We start from the raw sequence: 17,227 nt of genomic DNA on the forward strand, positions 1-17,227 counted from the left end.
TTACCCCCGGCTCTTGAACTGCTGAACGGCGTTCAGGCTGGTGTTCAGGTTCGGCACCGCGACCGTCAGCGATGCGGCGTCAACCTGCTTGAGCAGATCCTCGACGGTCTGCGTGTCCTTCGATGCCTGGTCGAAATACTTCCCGAGCGACGCCTGCGCGGCGTGCAGGTCGGCCTTCATCGCGCCGTCGTTGCGCGCGAGCAGCGACAGGCGCGCGGTCAGCAGGCGCAGCTTCACGTTCTCGCGTACGAAGTAACCCTGGTCGGGCGACGCGAGCATCGCGTCCGCGTTGTCGATGCGGCGCACCTGCACGAGCCCCTTCAACTGCTGGCCGAGACCGGCCGAGAAGTCGTGCCACCACACCTTCCAGCGCGGCTCGCCGGCCACGGCCGACGATGCGGTGTCGGCCGGCGCGGCCTTCGGCGCTTCGTGCGGGACGATCGCCTCGCCGGACAGCGGCAGCGCGTCGATCTTCGCGATCGCGTCGTCGAGCTTGATCGCCAGGCCCGTGAGGTCGGCCGCCGGTGCGGCCTTCAGCTTCTCGATGTCCAGCGCGAGCGCCTTGCGCACCGTGACGGCCTGCGCGCTCTGCGAGGTCGCGAGGCGCGCATCGGCGTTCTGCAGCGCGATCAGCGCGAGCTGCGTGTTGCCGGTCAGTTGAAGCTGCTGGCTCGCGCTCGACAGCATCTGGTCGACTTCCTCGAGCATCCACGCATCGCGGTTGCGCGACAAATCCTGGTATTGCTGCTGCAGCGCCTGCTGTGCACTCTGCGCGTCGGCGAGCTTGCCGTCGAGCTGCGCGAGCTGCGTGTCGACCTGGTGCGTGCTCGCGAGCGCCTGCTCGGTCTTCATGCGCGTTTCGGCCGTCTGCGCATCGAGCGCCTTCTGGCGCGCGACGAACGAGCCGTCGAGCCGGTCGATCTTGCGGTTCAGCGCGTAGCCGCCGACGCCCGCCGCGCAGCCGAGCACGACGACGACGAACCACAGCACCGCACTGCCGCCGCGGCGCGCGGGCGGTTCGGACGCCATATAGGCGGGACGGGACGGCGGTGCGGATGCAGCGGCCGGCTGGGAAGCGACGCTTTTGGAATCGTTGGTATCTGTCATGCGTTTAGTCACCGGTGCGGCTGTCGCCGGTTGGACGGCCTCGTCGGCCATCGTTCGAAACGCGCGGACGATGCGCTCATCGCCCGCGCCGGTCAGCGTAATCCTATCAAAACCCAATGAACGCGCGGTCTGCTCGATCCGCGGATGCGGCGTCACGAGCGGCGCGTGCTTCAGCGCGTCGATCTCGGCATCGTTCAGGTGCGCCCGCGCGAGCTCGTGCAGGTTGCGCACGCCTTCCGAGCTCGTGACAAGCCACGCATGCGGCTCGCCGTCGAGCAGCGCATGCACGCGCTCCCACGCGCCGACGCGCGGCTCGGGCACGACGCGCCGGTACGCGGCGACGAGCGTGACATCCGCGCCGGCCTCGCGCAATCGTTCGGCGAGCCATTCGCGCCCGCCGTCGCCGCGCACGATCAGCACACGCTTGGCCGCCAGCGCCTGCGCGCCGCCAAATGCGGCCTCGATGCACGCGAACAGGCTTTCCGAATCGTAATGGGGTACGCCACCGTCGGTCGGCGCCTGCGGCGCGATCACGCGATACGCGGGCGCCGCGATGCCGTGACGCTCGAGCGCCGCGACGCTGCCGGGCCCGACCACGCCGACCGGCAGCGCGTTCGGCCAGATCGCGCCGTACTGCGCGAGCGCGCGGTCGATCGCGTTCGGCGACACGAAAATCACCAGCGCGTAGTCGGCGAGCGCCGCGAACGCCGCGTCGAGCGGCGCCGGATCGTCGACCGGCGCGATGTCGATCAACGGGAATTCGAGCACGTCGCAGCCGGCCTCGGCCAGTTGCGACGCAAGCGCGCCGGACTGGCCGTCCGGGCGCGTCAGGACAGCGGTGAACGCGCGCGCGCCGCCCGCCATCAGGCGTCGCCCTTGCCGGCGGCCTGCGAGCCCGCGAGCAGTGCCTGGACGATGTCGAGCGCGCCCTGCGCCTCGAGCTCGTCGGACACGGCGCGGCCGAGCGCGAGCGCATCCGCGACGGTCACGACGGCCCCGCACTCCTCGGCCGTCAGCACGCGCTTGCCGTCGGTCGTCGACACGCGGCCCGTCAGGTACAGTTCGCCCGCGCGCCACACCGCGTGCGCGGCGAGCGGCACCTCGCAACTGCCGCCGAGCGCACGCGACACCATCCGCTCGGCCTCGACCGCGAGCGCGGTCTGCGAGTCGTGCAGCGGCGCGAGCCACGCGGCGACGTCGCTGCGGTGCGATGCGATCTCGATGCCGAGCGCGCCCTGGCCCGCGGCGGGCGGGCTCGCTTCGACGTCGAGCAGCGAACGGATCCGCGCTTCGAGGCCGAGGCGCTTCAGGCCGGCGGCCGCGAGAATGATCGCCGCGTAGTCGCCGCGATCGAGCTTCGACAGGCGCGTGTCGAGGTTGCCACGCAGCGGCAGCACTTCCAGGTGCGGGTAGCGCGAGCGCAGCATCGCCTCGCGGCGCAGGCTCGACGTGCCGACCACGGCGCCGGCCGGCAGCGCGTCGAGCGACGCGTAGTCGTTCGACACGAATGCATCGCGCGGATCTTCGCGCTCCATGATCGCGGCGAGCGAGAAGCCGTCGGGCAGCGCCATCGGCACGTCCTTCAGCGAATGCACGGCGAGATCGGCGCGGCCGTCGGCCAGCGCGGCCTCCAGTTCCTTCACGAACAGGCCCTTGCCGCCGACCTTCGACAGCGTGCGATCGAGAATCTGGTCGCCGCGCGTCGTCATCCCGAGGATTTTCACGTCACAAGCTGGATATAATTTGCGCAGCGCATCACGCACATGTTCGGCTTGCCACATCGCCAGGCGGCTCTCGCGCGAAGCAATCGTCAATGTCGCGGGCAGCTGTGCCTGTTGCGGCCCGGCCGCAGGAGTCTCGGAATTCATTGCTGGAACATCGAAGGACGGGATTGAAGATCGAACAATGGTAGCACGCACGCCCCTGCCCGCCCGGGCCCGGAGCCTGCGCCCGGCCTGCCGCCGAGCGGGTCGCGGCGCCGATGTGCGGATGTGCCGCACGTAGCTGGTTGCTTGACCGCAGTTTCGCAGTTTCCGCAGTTCCTTTTGACTCGAGCTTTCCCAAGGAAACCCATCGTGAAGTCTTCCGGATCGGCGCGTACGGCGCGCCGCAATGCTGCCCTGTCCTCCTCCGACGCCTCGACGGACACCGTCGCCACCGCCGCGAACGGCCGTGCGAAAACGGCAACGAAACCGAAAGACCCGATACGTCAGACAAAACGCGCGACGAAAGCCGCCGGCCCGGCTGCCCGCACCGCGGCCCGCACGGCCGGTGCGACGAAGTCCGGCACGCGCACGCGCGAGGACAAGGACGGCCCGCTGTTCGACGACATCCGCTTCCTCGGCCGCCTGCTCGGCGACGTCGTGCGCGAGCAGGAAGGCGACACCGTGTTCGACGTCGTCGAGACGATCCGCCAGACCGCGGTCAAGTTCCGCCGCGAGGACGACAGCGAAGCCGCGCAGACGCTCGAGAAGAAGCTGCGCAAGCTGACGCCGGAGCAGACGGTGAGCGTCGTGCGCGCGTTCAGCTATTTCTCGCATCTCGCGAACATCGCGGAAGACCGCCACCACAACCGCCGCCGCCGCATCCACGCGCTGGCCGGCTCCGCGTCGCAGCCCGGCACGGTCGCGTACGCGCTCGAGCAATTGAAAACGACCGGCAACGCGTCGAAGCGCTTGCTGCAGCGCTTCTTCGACGACGCGCTGATCGTGCCGGTGCTGACCGCGCACCCGACCGAAGTGCAGCGCAAGAGCATTCTCGACGCGCAGCACGACATCGCGCGCCTGCTCGCCGAGCGCGACCAGGAACTGACGAGCCGCGAGCGCCAGTACAACGAATCGATGCTGCGCGCGCGCGTGACCGCACTGTGGCAGACCCGCATGCTGCGCGACTCGCGCCTGACGGTCGGCGACGAGATCGAGAACGCGCTGTCGTACTACCGCGCGACGTTCCTGGACGAACTGCCCGCGCTGTACGGCGACATCGAGGCCGCGCTCGCCGAGCACGGCCTGTCCGCGCGCGTGCCGGCGTTCTTCCAGATGGGCAGCTGGATCGGCGGCGACCGCGACGGCAACCCGAACGTGACCGCGCCGACACTCGAGGAGGCGATCAACCGCCAGGCCGCGGTGATCCTCGAGCACTATCTGGAACAGGTGCACAAGCTCGGCGCCGAACTGTCGGTGTCGAACCTGCTCGTCGGCGCGAACGACGCCGTGAAGGCGCTCGCGGCAGCTTCCCCCGACCAGTCGCCGCACCGCGTCGACGAACCGTATCGCCGTGCGCTGATCGGTATCTATACGCGCCTCGCCGCGAGCGCGCGCGTGCGTCTCGGCGAAGGCACGGTGCCGGTACGCAGCGCGGGCCGCGGTGCGCCGCCCGTGCGCGCGATCCCGTATGCGGATTCCGAAGCGTTCGTCGCCGACCTGAAGGTGCTGACCGCATCGCTCGACGAACACCACGGCACGTCGCTCGCCGCGCCTCGCCTCGCACCGCTCGTGCGCGCGGCCGAAGTGTTCGGCTTCCATCTCGCGAGCATCGACCTGCGCCAGAGCTCCGACATCCACGAAGCCGTGGTCGCCGAGCTGTTCGCGCGCGCCGGCGTCGAGGCCGACTACGCGGCGCTCGCCGAGGAAGACAAGCTGCGCGTGCTGCTCACCGCCCTTGCCGATCCGCGTCCGCTGCGCTTGCCGTACTTCGAATATTCGGCGCTCGCGCAAAGCGAGCTCGGCGTGTTCGAGAAGGCACGCGAAGTCCGCGCGCAATTCGGCGCACGCGCAGTGCGCAACTACATCATTTCGCATACGGAAACCGTCAGCGACCTCGTCGAGGTGCTGCTGCTTCAGAAAGAGACGGGCCTGCTCGAAGGTGCGCTCGGCGTACCGGGCGGCGACGCGCGGAACAGCCTGATGGTGATCCCGCTGTTCGAGACGATTCCCGACCTGCGCGACGCCGCGCGCATCATGCGCGAATACTTCGCTCTGCCGGGCATCGACGCGCTGATCGCGCACCAGGGCGCCGAGCAGGAAGTGATGCTCGGCTATTCGGACAGCAACAAGGACGGCGGCTTCCTCACGTCGAACTGGGAGCTGTATCGCGCGGAACTCGCGCTCGTCGACCTGTTCCGCGACCGCAAGATCACGCTGCGGCTGTTCCACGGCCGCGGCGGCACGGTCGGCCGCGGCGGCGGCCCGACCTACCAGGCGATCCTGTCGCAGCCGCCGGGCACCGTGAACGGCCAGATCCGCCTGACCGAACAGGGCGAGGTGATCGCAAGCAAGTTCGCGAACCCGGAGATCGGACGCCGCAACCTCGAGACGGTCGTCGCCGCGACGCTCGAAGCAACGCTCCTGCCGCAGAACAACGCGCCCGCGCAGTTGCCGGCGTTCGAGGCCGCGATGCAGACGCTGTCGGATTCGGCGATGGCCGCGTACCGCGCGCTCGTCTATGAAACCCCGGGGTTCACCGATTACTTCTTCTCGTCGACGCCGATCACCGAGATCGCCGAGCTGAACATCGGCAGCCGCCCGGCTTCGCGCAAGCTGCAGGATCCGAAGCAGCGCAAGATCGAGGACCTGCGCGCGATTCCGTGGGGCTTCTCGTGGGGCCAGTGCCGGCTGTTGCTGACGGGCTGGTACGGCTTCGGCAGCGCGGTGAGCGCGTATCTCGACGGCGCGCAGGACGACGCCGAGCGCACGAAGCGCGTCGCGCTGCTGAAGAAGATGAACAAGACCTGGCCGTTCTTCTCGAACCTGCTGTCGAACATGGACATGGTGCTCGCGAAGACTGACCTCGCGGTCGCGTCGCGCTACGCGCAGCTCGTTTCCGACCGCAAGCTGCGCAAGCACGTGTTCGAACGGATCGTCGCGGAATGGGAGCGCACGTCACAGGCGCTGGCGGAAATCACCGGGCACGAAGGCCGCCTCGCAACTAACCCGCTGCTCGCGCGCTCGATCAAGAATCGCTTCCCGTATCTCGATCCGCTGAACCACCTGCAGGTCGAGCTGATCAAGCGCCACCGTGCGGGCGATACGAACGCGCGGCTGCGCCGCGGGATTCACCTGACGATCAACGGGATCGCGGCCGGCCTGCGCAACACCGGCTGATCCACCTGCGGCGCGGTGTGACTCCGCGCCGGCCGGCATCGCAGAAGCCGCGATACGCCACCGTGCCCACGGTGCGTATCGCGGCTTTTTTCATGCGCGGGCAAAACCGCAGCGGCACACCTCTCGCTCAGTTCGCGTCGATCAGCAACGCATCGTGTTCGAACGAACCGTCGGGCTGCACCGCGTAGTAGCCGCGCACCTCGTCCGGCGCATGCGCCCACAGCGCGCGAATGCCGGTGACACTGTCGGCCGGCGTGCGGATGCGCGCGACCCACGTATCGAAATCGATCGGCAGCCGCCAGCGGCTGTGCACATGCGCGTCGAAGCCGGCTTCGCGGAACATCGCGAGCCACTCGTCCGCCCGGTAGTCGCGCACGTGCGACGCGTCGCGCAGCACTTCCGCGGCCTGCAGGTACGTATCGAGAAGCGGATGGTCGTTGCCGGCGATGTCGATCATCAGCACGCGGCCACCCGGTTTCAGCACGCGGCGCACCTCGGCGAGCGCCGCGCGCATGTCGTGCCAGTGGTGCGCGCTCATCCGGCTCACGACCCAGTCGAACGTCGCCGTCTCGAACGGCAGTCGCTCGGCCGGCCCCTGCTGCGTACGGATGTTCGCGAGCCCGCGTTCGCTTGCGGCCGCGTCGACGGTCGCGAGCATCTGCGCGGCGAGATCGTAGGCGACCACGTCGCGCACGTGCGGCGCGACGGCGAAGCTCGCATGGCCGGCACCACAGCCGAGATCGAGCACCGCGGCCTCGGGCGTCGCGCGCACCGCGTCCGCGAGCGTCTGCAGATCGGCGCCCGTCGCGTGAACCGTGCTCGTCAGATAGGCGGCGGCCGTCGTGCCGAATGCGTCGGCGACCTGGTCGTGGTGTTTCATCGTTCGCTCCTTTGTACCGTTGCCGGTGCGACAAGCACCTCGGCGCCTGCTCCGGCCCCATGCAACGCGTTTTGTGGGACGCTCGCTGCCCTGTCAGCGCGCGAGCCGCTACAATAGGCCTGCGTTTGTACCAGTACAAGTTAAGCAGTTATTCTGGTATTCGATACACCTGTCTGATCGTTGCCGCATCCCCGCTTCCATTTCGCCGTTTCCGCATGAGCCACCCGTCCTCCGCCCCCGTTCCGCCGCTCGACGCCACGCCCGCCCACGCGCTCGGCGAATTCATCCGCGCCCACCGCGAGCGGCTGTCGCCGCAGGCCGTCGGCCTGCCGCCCGGCCCGCGCCGCCGCACGCCGGGGCTGCGGCGCGAGGAAGTCGCGCAGCTGTGCGGCGTCAGCCCGACCTGGTACACGTGGATCGAACAGGGGCGCCCCGTGTCCGCATCGGCCGACGCGCTCGCGCGGATCGCCGTCGCGCTGCAGTTGTCGAAGGCCGAGCGCGCGTACCTGTTCGAGCTGGCCGCGCAGCGCGACCCGGCCGAGCCCGACGTCGCGGGCGGCGACCTGCCGCCGACGCTCGCCGCGACCGTCGCGGCAATCGCGACGCCCGCGTACGTGCTCGACCGGCAATGGAACGCCCTCGCGTGGAACGCACCGGCCGCCGCACTCTTTTCCGGCTGGCTCGACGGCGAGCACGACCGCAACCTGCTGCGCTTCACGTTCATGTCGCCGGTCGCGCGCACGCTGATCGTCGACTGGGAAACCCGCGCGCGGCGGCTCGCGGCCGAATTCCGCGCCGATTCGATCCGTCACCTGACCGACGCCCCCACGCGGGCGCTGATCGACGCGCTGACCGCCGGCAGCGACGCCTTCGCGCAGTACTGGGCATCGCAGGACGTATTCGAACGCGAAGGCGGCCTGCGCGAATTCGACCATCCGGCCGACGGCCGCCTCGTGTACCAGCAGATCACGCTGAAGCCCGCGCACCGCGAGGACCTGAAGCTGGTCGTGCTCGTGCGCGACTGAACGGGCCGGCCACGGCCGGCGGGCCGCCGCGAACGGCCGCGCGCCGCGGCGGGCAGGCCCGCGAATGTTAGAATTGCGGGATTCCTCGGCGGCGCACGCCGCTCAATCTCCCTTCGAAGAATCGCCATGACGTCCCAACTGCACAAAAAGGGCGAGGCCTGGTCGGCCCGCTTCTCGGAACCGATGTCCGAGCTGGTCAAGCGCTACACGTCGTCGGTATTTTTCGACAAGCGCCTCGCGCTCGTCGACATCGCCGGCTCGCTCGCACACGCGAACATGCTCGCCGCGCAGAAGATCATCAGCGCCGACGACCTGGCCGCGATCGAACGCGGGATGGCGCAGATCAAGGGCGAAATCGAGCGCGGCGAATTCGAATGGCAGCTCGACCTGGAAGACGTCCACCTGAACATCGAGGCGCGCCTGACCGCGCTGATCGGCGATGCCGGCAAGCGCCTGCACACGGGCCGCTCGCGTAACGACCAGGTCGCGACCGACATCCGCCTGTGGCTGCGCGGCGAGATCGACCGCGTCGGCGGCCTGCTGAACGACCTGCGCGGCGCGCTGCTCGACCTCGCGGAACAAAACGCCGACACGATCATGCCGGGCTTCACGCACCTGCAGGTCGCGCAGCCCGTCACGTTCGGCCACCACCTGCTCGCGTACGTCGAGATGTTCTCGCGCGACGCCGAACGCATGCGCGACTGCCGCACCCGTGTGAACCGCCTGCCGCTCGGCGCGGCCGCGCTCGCCGGCACGAGCTACCCGATCGACCGTCATGCCGTGGCGAAGACCCTCGGCTTCGACGATATCTGCACGAACTCGCTCGACGCGGTGTCGGATCGCGACTTCGCGATCGAATTCACGGCCGCTTCCGCACTCGTGATGACGCACGTGTCGCGCTTCTCCGAAGAACTCGTGCTGTGGATGAGCCCGCGCGTCGGCTTCATCGACATCGCCGACCGCTTCTGCACCGGCAGCTCGATCATGCCGCAGAAGAAGAACCCGGACGTGCCCGAGCTCGCGCGCGGCAAGACGGGCCGCGTGAACGGCCACCTGATGGCACTGCTGACGCTGATGAAGGGCCAGCCGCTCGCGTACAACAAGGACAACCAGGAAGACAAGGAACCGCTGTTCGACACGGTCGACACCGTCGCCGACACGCTGCGGATCTTCGCCGAGATGGTTGCCGGCATCACCGTGAAGCCGGACGCGATGCGTGCGGCCGCGCTGCAGGGCTTCTCGACCGCCACCGACCTCGCCGACTACCTCGTGAAGCGCGGCCTGCCGTTCCGCGATGCGCACGAAGCCGTCGCGCACGCAGTGAAGATCTGCGACGACCGCGGCATCGACCTGGCCGACCTGACGCTCGACGAAATGAAGCAGGATCTGCCGAACGTCGCGCACCTGATCGGCGAAGACGTGTTCGGCTACCTGACGCTCGAGGGTTCGGTCGCCAGCCGCAACCACCCGGGCGGCACCGCGCCCGACCAGGTGCGTGCGGCGGTCAAGGCTGCGCGCGCCGCGCTCGGCCAGTAAGCCCGCTGTTCCGGACGGACGCCTTCGGCGTCCGTTTTTCATTCGGGCGGCCGTTGCGCCGCCCATCGCCTTCCCTGCTTCCCGAATGCCGCCGATGACCTTTTCCGCCGCGCTCTTCGACATGGACGGCCTGCTCGTCGATTCCGAGCGGACCATCATGAATACGTGGATCGACGTGTCGAATGCGCACGGCGTCACGCTGACCACCACCGACTACCTGCAGATCGTCGGCCGCTCGTTCGCCGAGGGCCAGGTCATCCTGGCGCGGCTGATCGGCAACCCCGACACGTTCGACGCGGTGCGTATTCGCGTGCGCGAGCAACTCGCGGCACCCGAACCGCATCCGAAGTTTCCGCTGAAACCCGGCGCGTTCGCACTGCTCGATGCGCTCGCGCAGGCCGGCATTCCGTGCGCGGTCGCGTCGTCGTCCGCGTGCGACGTGATCCGCGCGCGGCTCGACGCGGTCGGCGTGCTGCCGTTCTTCCGCGCGATCGCAGGCGGCGACGAAGTCGCGCGCGGCAAGCCCGACCCGGCCGTCTACCGGCTCGCGGCCGAACGCCTCGGCGTGCCGGCACACGCATGCGTCGCGTTCGAGGACAGCGACTTCGGCGCGCAGTCGGCCGCCGGCGCGGGTGCATCGGTCGTCACCGTGCCCGACCTGAAGGCGCCGACGCCCGAAATCGTCGCGCTGAGCCTGCACGTGCTCTCGTCGCTCGACGATGCGGTCGCGCTCGTGCCGTCGTGGTTCGGCGGGCACGGCACGCAGCGGCCCGCATAAATCACCTGCCGCCAAATGCAAAACGGGCACCCTTGGGTGCCCGTTTTGCCGTATCGCCGAACAACCGGCATCGCGATTGCGCTTACTTGTTGCCGGCCGTCTCCGACAGCCGCTTCATCGTCGCGATGCGCGCGCCAATCAGGTCGACGCGGCCATCTTCACCCACGAGCGGTGCCGTCGCATCGCGGAACCCGACCCACGCGCGCTGTGCGCGTACGAGCGTCGCGGCCGAATGCGCGGGCATCTTGCGGCGCAGCTTCTGGTAATAGCGGTTCAGGTCGAACAGCGCGTGCTCGCACGCGGCGTCCTGTTCGCACGGCCGCACGCGGCGCACGGCCGGATCGCGCGGCGTGTTCGCCGGCTTGCCGTTCGGTTTGGCCGCGCTCGGCGCATCACTCGCGCTGCCCTGCGCGCCGCTCGTGGCCGCGACCGGCACGGCGGCGGGCGGCGGCGCATAGCGATCGGCCGCGCCGCGCAGCGCCAGCGCGCGATCGCGCACGGGCTGCAGCTGCAGGTCGGCACTCGACATCGCGTACGACGTGCCGCGCGTCGTGTCATATACGGCCTTCAGCAGATGCACTTCGTCCTTGCGCCACGTGAGCCAATGGCGCTGGCTGTCCTGCCAGCCGCGCTTCGCATCGGCCGGTGCATCCTTCAACAGGCGCTGGTACGCGCCGTCCATCACGGCCTGCCACTGCTGCTGCGCTTCGCCCATGCACTGGATCTGGCCGGCCGGCGAGGACCGGTCGCGCCGCGCGAGGCATTGCCGCATCGCGACGTCGATCGGGTCGGCCGCCGCGACTTCCGCATGTGCGACGCCCACGCCCGCCAGCCCGGCCGACCCTGCCGCCCAGACGACGAGCGCGGCCAGCGCCGCACGCATCGCCTGGATTCGTCCGTGCGTCGCCATCAGTCGCGCACGCAGTCGACGAAGTACTCGACGCGGCCGTTCACCTCTTCCGCGACGAGGCCGTGGATGTCGGTGTGGAAGCCCGGGAAGCGCTCGTTGAAGTCGCGCGCGAACCGCAGGTAGTTCATGATCGTCTTGTTGAAGCGCTCGCCCGGGATCAGCAGCGGAATGCCCGGCGGGTACGGCGTGAGCAGGATGCTCGTCACGCGGCCTTCGAGCTCGTCGAGCGGCACGCGGTCGATCTTGCGGTGCGCGAGCTTCGCGAACGCGTCCGACGGCTTCATCGCCGGTTCCATGTCCGACAGGTACATCTCCGTCGTCAGGCGGGCAATGTCGTTCGCGCGGTACACGTCGTGGATCTGCGTGCACAGGTCGCGCAGGCCGACGCGCTCGTAGCGCGGATGCTGCGCGACGAATTCCGGCAGCACGCGCCACAGCGGCTGGTTGTTGTCGTAGTCGTCCTTGAACTGCTGCAGCTCGGTCACCATCGAGTTCCAGCGGCCCTTCGTGATGCCGATCGTGAACATGATGAAGAACGAGTACAGGCCGGTCTTCTCGACGATGATCCCGTGCTCGGCCAGGTACTTCGTGACGATCGCGGCCGGAATGCCGGTTTCGCCGAACTCGCCGTCGACGTCGAGCCCCGGCGTGATGATCGTCGCCTTGATCGGGTCGAGCATGTTGAAGCCTTCCGCCAGCGGGCCGAAGCCGTGCCAGTGGTCGTTCGGCTTCAGTATCCAGTCCTCGCGCGAACCGATGCCTTCTTCGGACAGGTTGTCCGGGCCCCATACGCTGAAGAACCAGTCGTCGCCGTATTCGGCGTCGACCTTGCGCATCGCGCGGCGGAAATCGATCGCCTCGGCGATCGATTCCTCGACGAGCGCGGTGCCGCCCGGCGGCTCCATCATCGCGGCCGCGACGTCGCACGACGCGATGATCGCGTACTGCGGGCTCGTCGACGTGTGCATCAGGTACGCCTCGTTGAAGCGGTGCTTGTCGAACGTGCGGTTCTCCGAATCCTGCACGACGATCTGCGATGCCTGCGAGATGCCCGCGAGCAGCTTGTGCGTCGAGTGCGTCGCGAACACGAGCGCGCCGGTGCGCGGACGGCCGTCGCCAATCGCGTGCATGTCGCGGTAGAAGTCGTGGAACGTCGCGTGCGGCAGCCACGCTTCGTCGAAGTGCAGCGTGTCGAGCAGGTCGCCGAGCAGGTCCTTGATCATCTCGACGTTGTAGACGACGCCGTCGTACGTGCTCTGCGTGATCGTCAGGATCCGCGGCTTCATGTCCGGGTTCTCGCGCATCGCTTCGCGCGCGAACGGGTTCGCCTCGATCTTCTTGCGGATGTTCTCCGGCTTGAATTCGTCGCGCGAGATCGGCCCGATGATGCCGAAGTGGTTACGCGTCGGCGTGAGGAACACGGGGATCGCGCCCGTCATCGTGATCGCGTGCAGGATCGACTTGTGGCAGTTGCGGTCGACCAGCACGATGTCGCCCGGTGCAACCGTCGCGTGCCAGACGATCTTGTTCGACGTCGACGTGCCGTTGGTCACGAAGAACAGGTGGTCCGCGCTGAAAATGCGCGCCGCGTTGCGCTCGGACGCCGCGACCGGGCCCGTGTGGTCGAGCAGCTGGCCGAGTTCGTCCACCGCGTTGCAGACGTCCGCGCGCAGCATGTTCTCGCCGAAGAACTGGTGGAACATCTGGCCGAGCGGGTTCTTCAGGAACGCGACGCCGCCCGAGTGGCCCGGGCAGTGCCACGAATACGAGCCTTCGTCCGCGTACTTCACCAGTTCCTTGAAGAACGGCGGCGCGAGCGAGTCGAGATAGACCTTCGCCTCGCGGATGATGTGGCGCGCGACGAACTCCGGCGTGTCCTCGAACATGTGGATGAAGCCGTGCAGCTCGCGCAGGATGTCGTTCGGCAGGTGCCGCGACGTACGCGTCTCGCCGTACAGGAAGATCGGGATGTCCGCGTTGCGGCGGCGCACTTCGGTGACGAACGCGCGCAGCTCGATGATCGCGGTCGCGAGCTCGGGCAGCTCGCCGTCCGAGCCGGTTTCGCCGAGCATGAGTTCGTCGTCGTCGATCGACAGGATGAAGCACGACGCGCGGCTCGACTGCTGCGCGAACGACGTCAGATCACCGTAGCTCGTGAGGCCGAGGACTTCGACGCCCTCCTTCTCGATCGCTTCGGCCAACGCCCGGATGCCGGAGCCCGAGATGTTCTCGGAGCGGAAATCTTCGTCGATGATGACGACGGGGAAACGAAACTTCATGGGCGATTCTCCAAAAAGAACGACCGCGGCGCGTCACGCGCAGCGGTCACCCGGAAACTGGTGAGACGTTATGCAACCAGATCAGGTTTTCGGCAGCGTGACACCACGCTGCCCCTGATATTTGCCGCCGCGATCCGCGTACGACACGTCGCACACTTCGTCGCTCTCGAAGAAGAGCACCTGCGCGACGCCTTCGTTCGCGTAGATCTTCGCGGGCAGCGGCGTGGTGTTCGAGAATTCCAGCGTGACGTAGCCTTCCCACTCGGGTTCGAACGGCGTCACGTTGACGATGATCCCGCAGCGCGCATAGGTCGACTTGCCGAGGCAGACGGTAAGCACGGTGCGCGGGATGCGGAAATATTCGACGGTGCGGGCCAGCGCGAACGAGTTCGGCGGGATGATGCACACGTCGCCCTTGAAATCGACAAACGAACCCTCGTCGAAGTTCTTCGGATCGACGATCGTCGAGTTGATGTTCGTGAAGATCTTGAATTCGTCCGCGCAGCGGATGTCGTAGCCGTAGCTCGACGTGCCGTAGCTGACGATCCGGCGGCCGTCCTCGGACGCGCGAACCTGATCGGGCACGAACGGCTCGATCATCTTGTGCTCTTCGGCCATGCGCCGAATCCATTTGTCGGACTTGATGCTCATATCTGGGCGCCTGGAAACGCTGCGTGACAGTCGGTGAGGGCCGCTCGCGCGAGGCAGCGGCCGGGAAAGGCGCACATTTTACGCGATCATCGGCCCGCGCACGCGGCGGCCGTCAACGGATCACGCCGCAGGCGAGCGCGGGCCCCGCGCCATGCTGCGGAAACGCGGGATCGCTCGCGTCGCGGTGCACCAGCGCCGCCCGGTTCATCGCCGAGCGCACGCCATCGAGGGCCAGATCGGGCGCGACGATGAAGCCGGCCGCGACGCCGTTCGCATCCGCGTGGATGTTGCCGAGATCGCCGGCGACGCGAGCGCCCGCGCGCAGCCGGTCGGCGGCCGGCGCGAACACCTGGCCGGCGCTCGAGCCGTCGCCCGCGTTGCAGTCGCCGCGTTCGTGTACCTGTAACGCGTGATCGCTGTTCGGCGGCAGGCCAGCCAGGTTGTAGGTAACCTGTACGCCGTCCGGACGCTCGACGAACGTCACCGCACCGCGCGCCTGCGAGCCGACCGTCGGCTGCAGTTGTGCGTCGGCCCGTTTTTCGTGCGACGAGGAAAAGGAAGTGCAGCCGGCCAGCAGGCCCAGCGCGGCGGCGGCCAGCAGCGCGCACTGCACGCGGCCGGCGCGCACGCCGTGATGTCGTTGTTTCATTCGATCCTCATGCCGGCTGGCGGCCGTTTGACACGACGGCCGCGCCGGGCGGGTAAAGGGACCCGGGAAAAGTCGCCATGATACCGCGCCTCGCGGCGCCGTAAACAGCCTGAGGCCCCGCCCCGCAAGGGTTTTACGTATTTTGAACAACGATCGACGGGAACTTCGACGTCATGTCGCGCGATCGCTCGGCAATCGCCAGCGCAACCCCGCGCGCGATGTCGCGGTAGCGACGTGCCAGCGCGCCGTCGGAATCGGCGGCAACCGTCGGCGTGCCGCTGTCGGCGCGCTCGCGGATCGCGATGTCGAGCGGCAGGCTGCCGAGCACGTTCACGCCGTAGTCCTTCGCCATCCGCTCGGCCCCGCCGGCGCCGAAGATGTGCTCCTCGTGGCCGCAGTTCGAACAGATGTGGATGCTCATGTTCTCGACGATGCCGAGGATCGGAATCCCGACCTTCTCGAACATCTTCAGGCCCTTCTTCGCGTCGAGCAGCGCGATGTCCTGCGGCGTCGTGACGATCACCGCGCCCGTGACGGGCACGCGCTGCGCGAGCGTGAGCTGGATGTCGCCCGTGCCCGGCGGCATGTCGACGATCAGGTAGTCGAGCTCGCGCCAGTTGGTCTGGCGCAGCAACTGCTCGAGCGCGGAGGTCGCCATCGGGCCGCGCCACACCATCGGGTTGTCTTCCTCGATCAGGAAGCCGATCGAGTTCGCCTGCAGCCCGTGGCCGACGAGCGGGTTCATCGACTGGTTGTCGGGCGACTCGGGACGCTGGCCGTGGATGCCGAGCATCGTCGGCAGCGACGGGCCGTAGATGTCGGCGTCGAGGATGCCGACCGACGCGCCTTCCGCGGCAAGCGCGAGCGCGAGGTTGACGGCCGTCGTGCTCTTGCCGACGCCGCCCTTGCCCGACGCGACCGCCACGATGTTCTTCACGTTCGGCAGCAGTTTCACGCCACGCTGCACCGTGTGCGCGACGATCTCCTGCGACACGGCGACGCGCGCGTCGCGCACGCCGGCCACGGCCTGGAGCGCTGCGGTGACGCGTGCGCGCACGTCGTCGTGCTGGCTGCGCGCGGGATAACCGAGCACCACGTCGAGCACCACGACGTCGCCGTCGATCGCGACGTTGCGCACGCCCTTGTTCGCCGCATACGGACGGCCGGTATTGGGGTCGACGACGGCCGCCAAAGCGGCGTCGACTTGTGCCCGGTCAATGCTCATCGAAACTCCGTGAAAACGTTTTTCTCGCGCGCAAACGTCAAAAAATATCAAATTACGCTGCGAAAATCGGGAAAAGTGAAAGAATCTGTTGCACGCCATTGCGCGAACGCGCGACCCGGCGCACTCTTCGCCTGCGGCATGCTATGGGGCCAAATCGGCCACTAACCGCCTATATTGTAGAGGCTGACGCGTCGCCCTGTCCCAACAGCCACGCTGACGGACAGGGCATGCGGCCACCTCGGCGGCTGCCGCGCGCACCGGCCTGCCCTCCTTTTCCGGGCGGCCCGCGCAGGGAGCCGTAACTGTTGTTGTCGTCGTTGTCGACTCGTTCAACCAAGAGAGGAATCCAAGATGAACATGAAAATCGCGACCCGCTTGTCCGTCTTCGCATTGGCCGGCGCACTGCTGGCAGGCTGCGCCACGCAGCAAGGCAACAACACGGCCGTCGGTACCGGCACGGGTGCGGCGCTGGGCGCAGGCATCGGCGCGCTGGCGGGCGGCGGCAAGGGCGCGGCGATCGGTGCAGGCGTCGGCGCACTGGTCGGCGGCGTGACGGGTTACAACTGGCAGGCGATCAAGAACAAGCTCGCACCGTCGGCAGCGAAAACGGGTACGCAAGTGACCGAGCAGCCGGACGGCTCGCTGAAGCTGAACGTGCCGAGCGCGGTGACCTTCGCGACGAACCAGTACGCGATCACGCCGGCCTTCACGCCGCTGCTGAACGACCTGGCCTCGACGCTGAGCCAGAACCCGCAAGTGACGGCATCGATCGTCGGCTACACGGACAGCACGGGCTCGGCGCAGCTGAACCAGACGCTGTCGCAGAACCGCGCGCAGAGCGTCGTGAACGCACTCGCGCAGCGCGGCGTCAACGCCGGCCGCCTGTCGGCGCAAGGCATGGGCGCGTCGAACCCGATCGCGGACAACGCGACCGAAGCCGGCCGCGCACAGAACCGCCGCGTCGAAATCTACCTGCGCGCAGCGCAGGCGCAGTAAGCGCACGACGAGGGGAAGGCGCGGGCACGCCGCCCGCGCGGCCCCGCCGGACAAGGCTTCCGGCGGAGCCGGTAACAAATCGAAAATAT

At 68.3% G+C, this 17,227-nt stretch carries 13 protein-coding genes; 5 read left to right on the plus strand and 8 right to left on the minus strand.

Annotation, left to right across the window (positions count from 1 at the left end; all coding sequences use genetic code 11):
• A complete protein-coding gene (gene hemDX / locus BCO18175_RS30085; protein ID WP_174986310.1) occupies nt 1-1,971 on the minus strand; it encodes a fused uroporphyrinogen-III synthase HemD/membrane protein HemX in 1,971 nt (656 codons plus the stop codon).
• Nucleotides 1,971-2,975, minus strand: a complete 1,005-nt coding sequence (gene hemC / locus BCO18175_RS30090) for a hydroxymethylbilane synthase (RefSeq protein WP_174986312.1) — start codon at nt 2,973-2,975, stop codon at nt 1,971-1,973. Before hemC ends, hemDX begins: the two co-directional genes overlap by 1 nt.
• Nucleotides 2,976-3,182: 207 nt before the next feature.
• Here hemC and ppc point away from each other — a divergent pair, with 207 nt between their 5' ends.
• Nucleotides 3,183-6,209, plus strand: a complete 3,027-nt coding sequence (gene ppc, locus BCO18175_RS30095) for a phosphoenolpyruvate carboxylase (protein WP_174986314.1) — start codon at nt 3,183-3,185, stop codon at nt 6,207-6,209.
• Nucleotides 6,210-6,336: 127 nt separating this feature from the next.
• Here ppc and BCO18175_RS30100 read toward each other — a convergent pair whose 3' ends face one another.
• The gene (locus BCO18175_RS30100; RefSeq protein WP_174986316.1) at nt 6,337-7,089 is read right to left on the minus strand and encodes a class I SAM-dependent methyltransferase; all 753 of its coding nucleotides are present in this window, start codon (nt 7,087-7,089) and stop codon (nt 6,337-6,339) included.
• A gap of 215 nt (nt 7,090-7,304) precedes the next feature.
• Here BCO18175_RS30100 and BCO18175_RS30105 point away from each other — a divergent pair, with 215 nt between their 5' ends.
• The 3 genes from BCO18175_RS30105 (at nt 7,305) to BCO18175_RS30115 (ending at nt 10,428) form a co-directional block, all read left to right on the plus strand.
• A complete protein-coding gene (locus tag BCO18175_RS30105) occupies nt 7,305-8,114 on the plus strand; it encodes a helix-turn-helix transcriptional regulator (protein ID WP_174986318.1) in 810 nt (269 codons plus the stop codon).
• A gap of 126 nt (nt 8,115-8,240) precedes the next feature.
• Entirely contained in the window at nt 8,241-9,650 is a 1,410-nt protein-coding gene (gene argH / locus BCO18175_RS30110) for an argininosuccinate lyase (RefSeq protein ID WP_174986320.1), read from the plus strand.
• Between the two features lie 94 nt (nt 9,651-9,744).
• On the plus strand, nt 9,745-10,428 hold the full coding sequence (locus BCO18175_RS30115) for an HAD family hydrolase (RefSeq protein WP_174986321.1): 684 nt from the start codon (nt 9,745-9,747) through the stop codon (nt 10,426-10,428).
• Nucleotides 10,429-10,510: 82 nt separating this feature from the next.
• Here BCO18175_RS30115 and BCO18175_RS30120 read toward each other — a convergent pair whose 3' ends face one another.
• The 5 genes from BCO18175_RS30120 to apbC form a co-directional block, all read right to left on the minus strand.
• The gene (locus BCO18175_RS30120; RefSeq protein ID WP_438820518.1) at nt 10,511-11,311 is read right to left on the minus strand and encodes a lysozyme inhibitor LprI family protein; all 801 of its coding nucleotides are present in this window, start codon (nt 11,309-11,311) and stop codon (nt 10,511-10,513) included.
• Between the two features lie 26 nt (nt 11,312-11,337).
• Nucleotides 11,338-13,617 carry an arginine/lysine/ornithine decarboxylase gene (locus BCO18175_RS30125; RefSeq protein WP_174986325.1) on the minus strand — a complete coding sequence of 760 codons (2,280 nt, stop codon included), beginning with the start codon at nt 13,615-13,617 and terminating at the stop codon, nt 11,338-11,340.
• Between the two features lie 81 nt (nt 13,618-13,698).
• On the minus strand, nt 13,699-14,268 hold the full coding sequence (gene dcd, locus BCO18175_RS30130) for a dCTP deaminase (RefSeq protein WP_006398615.1): 570 nt from the start codon (nt 14,266-14,268) through the stop codon (nt 13,699-13,701).
• Nucleotides 14,269-14,380: 112 nt separating this feature from the next.
• On the minus strand, nt 14,381-14,917 hold the full coding sequence (gene sodC, locus BCO18175_RS30135) for a superoxide dismutase [Cu-Zn] (RefSeq protein WP_174916422.1): 537 nt from the start codon (nt 14,915-14,917) through the stop codon (nt 14,381-14,383).
• Between the two features lie 133 nt (nt 14,918-15,050).
• The gene (apbC, locus tag BCO18175_RS30140) at nt 15,051-16,142 is read right to left on the minus strand and encodes an iron-sulfur cluster carrier protein ApbC (protein ID WP_174986327.1); all 1,092 of its coding nucleotides are present in this window, start codon (nt 16,140-16,142) and stop codon (nt 15,051-15,053) included.
• 351 nt (nt 16,143-16,493) lie between these two features.
• Between apbC and BCO18175_RS30145 the strand changes: the two genes are divergently transcribed.
• Entirely contained in the window at nt 16,494-17,138 is a 645-nt protein-coding gene (locus BCO18175_RS30145; protein ID WP_174986329.1) for an OmpA family protein, read from the plus strand.
• Nucleotides 17,139-17,227: the final 89 nt, after the last annotated feature.

It is taken from the genome of Burkholderia lata (assembly GCF_902499335.1).
Taxonomy (GTDB): domain Bacteria; phylum Pseudomonadota; class Gammaproteobacteria; order Burkholderiales; family Burkholderiaceae; genus Burkholderia; species Burkholderia lata_B.

Bases quoted from the DNA above. Each gene is read 5' to 3' on its own strand.
- hemDX (WP_174986310.1), bottom strand. From the start codon at position 1,971: ATGGCGGGCGGCGCGCGCGCGTTCACCGCTGTCCTGACGCGCCCGGAC.
- hemC (WP_174986312.1), bottom strand. From the start codon at position 2,975: ATGAATTCCGAGACTCCTGCGGCCGGGCCGCAACAGGCACAGCTGCCC.
- BCO18175_RS30100 (WP_174986316.1), bottom strand. From the start codon at position 7,089: ATGAAACACCACGACCAGGTCGCCGACGCATTCGGCACGACGGCCGCC.
- BCO18175_RS30105 (WP_174986318.1), top strand. From the start codon at position 7,305: ATGAGCCACCCGTCCTCCGCCCCCGTTCCGCCGCTCGACGCCACGCCC.
- argH (WP_174986320.1), top strand. From the start codon at position 8,241: ATGACGTCCCAACTGCACAAAAAGGGCGAGGCCTGGTCGGCCCGCTTC.
- BCO18175_RS30115 (WP_174986321.1), top strand. From the start codon at position 9,745: ATGACCTTTTCCGCCGCGCTCTTCGACATGGACGGCCTGCTCGTCGAT.
- BCO18175_RS30120 (WP_438820518.1), bottom strand. From the start codon at position 11,311: ATGCGTGCGGCGCTGGCCGCGCTCGTCGTCTGGGCGGCAGGGTCGGCC.
- BCO18175_RS30125 (WP_174986325.1), bottom strand. From the start codon at position 13,617: ATGAAGTTTCGTTTCCCCGTCGTCATCATCGACGAAGATTTCCGCTCC.
- dcd (WP_006398615.1), bottom strand. From the start codon at position 14,268: ATGAGCATCAAGTCCGACAAATGGATTCGGCGCATGGCCGAAGAGCAC.
- sodC (WP_174916422.1), bottom strand. From the start codon at position 14,917: ATGAAACAACGACATCACGGCGTGCGCGCCGGCCGCGTGCAGTGCGCG.
- apbC (WP_174986327.1), bottom strand. From the start codon at position 16,142: ATGAGCATTGACCGGGCACAAGTCGACGCCGCTTTGGCGGCCGTCGTC.
- BCO18175_RS30145 (WP_174986329.1), top strand. From the start codon at position 16,494: ATGAACATGAAAATCGCGACCCGCTTGTCCGTCTTCGCATTGGCCGGC.